At 52.7% G+C, this 3014-nt stretch carries 5 protein-coding genes, 1 tRNA gene and 1 pseudogene; 2 read left to right on the forward strand and 5 right to left on the reverse strand.

Features of this window, described 5'->3' with window-relative positions; genetic code table 11:
• Positions 1–81 precede the first annotated feature (81 nt).
• From NDI52_RS34770 to NDI52_RS34790, 5 genes and pseudogenes are all read right to left on the reverse strand, one after another.
• The gene (locus NDI52_RS34770; RefSeq protein WP_242045908.1) at positions 82–1245 is read right to left on the reverse strand and encodes an FAD-containing oxidoreductase; all 1164 of its coding nucleotides are present in this window, start codon (positions 1243–1245) and stop codon (positions 82–84) included.
• Positions 1242–1499 (reverse strand): annotated as a pseudogene (locus NDI52_RS34775) (DUF4126 domain-containing protein); the annotation flags it as partial. The gene NDI52_RS34770 and the pseudogene NDI52_RS34775, both read right to left, overlap by 4 nt.
• Positions 1492–1576 (reverse strand) — tRNA-Ser (locus tag NDI52_RS34780). The pseudogene NDI52_RS34775 and the gene NDI52_RS34780, both read right to left, overlap by 8 nt.
• 13 nt (positions 1577–1589) lie before the next feature.
• The gene (locus NDI52_RS34785) at positions 1590–1775 is read right to left on the reverse strand and encodes a hypothetical protein (protein ID WP_348257204.1); all 186 of its coding nucleotides are present in this window, start codon (positions 1773–1775) and stop codon (positions 1590–1592) included.
• A 63-nt stretch (positions 1776–1838) separates the two neighbouring features.
• Positions 1839–2063, reverse strand: coding sequence for a helix-turn-helix transcriptional regulator (locus NDI52_RS34790; RefSeq protein ID WP_348257205.1), 225 nt, complete (start codon positions 2061–2063; stop codon positions 1839–1841).
• A 177-nt stretch (positions 2064–2240) separates the two neighbouring features.
• Between NDI52_RS34790 and NDI52_RS34795 the strand changes: the two genes are divergently transcribed.
• Together NDI52_RS34795 and NDI52_RS34800 are read left to right on the forward strand one after the other, a co-directional pair.
• Entirely contained in the window at positions 2241–2519 is a 279-nt protein-coding gene (locus tag NDI52_RS34795; protein WP_348257206.1) for a hypothetical protein, read from the forward strand.
• A 184-nt stretch (positions 2520–2703) separates the two neighbouring features.
• Positions 2704–2934 (forward strand): caspase family protein, encoded by a 231-nt coding sequence (locus tag NDI52_RS34800; RefSeq protein ID WP_348257207.1) that lies wholly within the window; start codon positions 2704–2706, stop codon positions 2932–2934.
• The last annotated feature ends 80 nt before the right edge of the window (positions 2935–3014 follow it).

The raw sequence follows: 3014 nt of genomic DNA on the forward strand, positions 1-3014 counted from the left end.
CAAGTAGCTTTGCTTACCATTGCGATGCCCATTTTTAACAATTCTGTCGCTGGTGCAATGAGGACAATTCATAAAGCATTTTCAACTCTGCATCATTCTCATTATGCAACGCCTCATTGGTCTTGTACCGATGAGCAGAGGGCGACCCGATGCACGTGCCTGTGCTTCGGTCAACCCCACACGTCCCAGCGGTGGGTCAATATAGAGGGCATAGGCAGAGATGCGATCGCTCACTTTTTTGGCCGCACCATCCAGTAGGTTGGCCGCGACGATCTCAAAATCGTTGTAAGACGTATGGGTAAATGCGCCTCGACCGTTGCAATCGCCCAAGGCCCAAATGCCAGGTACATTGGTGCGGAGCTGATCATCGACTGTGATATAGCCGTGGGCATCTGTGGCAACGCCAGCGCGATCGAGGCCCAGATCGTTGGTGTTAGGCTGCCGTCCAACCGCCAGTAGCACATGGCTGCCAATTACCTCCGGTGCTCCCTCAATGCAGTCAACACGCACCGTGACTCCGTCTGGATGGGGGGTAAAAGCAATACACTCTGCACTCGTGCGAATATGCACGCCCTCGGCTTCGAGGATTTGCCGAACCGCGACAGATACATCTTCATCCTCGCGGGCAATCAGGCATGGGCCTTTCTCAACCACAGTTACAGTGGCCCCAAAGCGGCGGAAAATCTGGGCAAACTCTAGCCCGATATAACTCCCTCCCACCACCACCAAGTGCTCTGGAAGGCAATCCATCGCCAGGATAGACGTGTTGGTCAGATAACTGATCTCCCGCACACCGGGCATCTCAGGTACCCGCGCACGACCTCCCACATTGATAAAAATTTGCGGTGCCGTGAGGAGATTGTTCCCGACTCGCAGCGTATTCACGTCCTCAAAGCGAGCCTGCCCCTGGAACACGCTCAAGCGGTCCATGCTACGCAGCCAAGTCTCAACACTATTTCGAGAGTTTGCCACAACGGCATCGGCGCGCGCCTTAACCTGCTTCATATCAACGCCGATCTCACCCGGAATTATCACGCCATAGCCAGCGGCGCGGCGGGCTAAGTGAGCCGCATAGGCGCTAGCGACCAGTGTTTTCGTCGGTGTGCAGCCCGTATTGACACAGGTACCACCAAACAGATGTCTCTCAATCAGCGCCACAGTCATGCCTGCTGCGGTCAACCGCCCGGCCAGCGGTGGCCCAGCCTGCCCGGCTCCAATGATCAGTACGTCAAAAGACTGGCTCATTGCAGTAGCCCCACAACTAAAATCGCCCCACCGATGGCAATGGCGTCTTCGATCAACGCAGCGGGCAGATCACGACCAAAGGCCTTGCCCAGCCGCGATCGCACTGCCGCTCCGCCCAATGTACCCACCACTGCGCCGACAACACCGGCTACCAGACCACCTAAAAGACTGCTACCTCCGCCCCCTACTGCGGCTCCCGAGAGCGCCCCACTGACAATGCGAGCTCCAAATTGTACAGTACAAGGAAGCGGACGATGGGACTCGAACCCACGACGTTCAGCTTGGGAAGCTGACCAGAAGTGCTATTTTACAAGCTTTTTAGCTTCTGCGCTGGCAGTTTACCCCTAATTTACCCCAATCGATAATTTTGAGTAGCTTTGTAAAGTTCCGGTTACAACTACCAGCATTGAACTCAGGTCAGGGAGCAAACCACCATCGAGTAAGTTTGACCCGGAAGCGGTAGCCTTCGGGAGTAGCTCTGATGAGTTTGCGTTGGGTGAGGAGGGCGATCGCTTCCCCTGAATTCCCATCCTTCTCCAGAAGGTGTGAAGGTTATAGAAGACGGTCTGCCTCGAAGATCAGCCCATCGCCCCCTACTCTTCCTCATTTTCTTCAGGGACATAGCGCAAAAAATCTCCAGGCTGAGCATTAAATGCCTTGCAGATAGCTTCCTGAGTTTCCTTGGAGGGAAAAGCATCCGGGTTGTTGTAGAGCCTGTAAGCCGTCGGCTGAGATAAGCCCGTGATCTTCCAAAACTCATAGGCGTTTTTACAGCCCTGAGCCTTTGAAAACTCTGCAATGGCATTGATGATCCCCATTCCATGACAGTATCACCCTCATGGGAAGACTATCTTTGTTTCATGAATACTGTCGTAGAATGATAGTAGTCATGCGATGAATAGGTTCTCTTGAGGAGCTTATCTAGCTATGTCAAAGCCCAGTCCTGAGCCTGGAAAACTTGAGGACTGGGCAACTCACGCTATAGAGTCACAACCATGATGACAGAAACAAGGCAAACTGTTGAGTTGGATTTGTCTGCTATCCAAGCTGAGTCTTCTTCTCAGCAGCTGATTGATTTACGCGATCGCCCTTCTCCAGAGATCCTGAGGCTTCTGGCGATCGGTAGCCCTCAGGTCGTGAATGTTTGTGTGATGACCCTGTTCCAGTTGGGCTATGCCCGCCCGGAGGAGTGGTCCCGGCAGCTTCCGACGGTCAACCCCGGAGAAGTGATGCGAATTCTCACAAAGCGGATCATGTTTCCTGGTCTCGAATAGATCAGAATCTCTAGCGTAGTCTTAGCAGAACTTGGCCAATTGGCTGAGTTTTGCTTTTTTGGGCCTTATCTGGTCAGCAAAAATGTGATTTTTGTGATCCCAATCGTACGATTCCGGCGAAACACAGGTTATTCTCGTACCCAAAAGAATCGAATTCTGCAAGTTTGAGCAGTTCTGTCGCAGCATGAAGCGTTATGCCCTGGTTATCGGTATCGGCGAGTACGATAGTCCATCATTGGGAAATCTATCGAAACCTGTCAATGATGCCAGGGCAGTTGCTGAGATATTGCGATCGCACGGCGATTTTCAAGAAGTTACGCTGCTGACGGGCACCAAAGCAAAGCCAGGATGGGTGGACTATCGCCAGCTTGCTGAGGAACTGATACCAAACAAATATGAAGCTGCGCCAAACTAGAAGAGTCCTCTTTGAGGTGATGGGCGATGACAGGACGTCCTTTTCAAGTCACGGTGACGGAGAGCCTGGAGCAGTTAGAG

The sequence above is a fragment of the Leptolyngbya sp. PL-A3 genome, assembly GCF_039962325.1.
In the GTDB taxonomy this organism is placed as follows: domain Bacteria; phylum Cyanobacteriota; class Cyanobacteriia; order Elainellales; family Elainellaceae; genus Vacuolonema.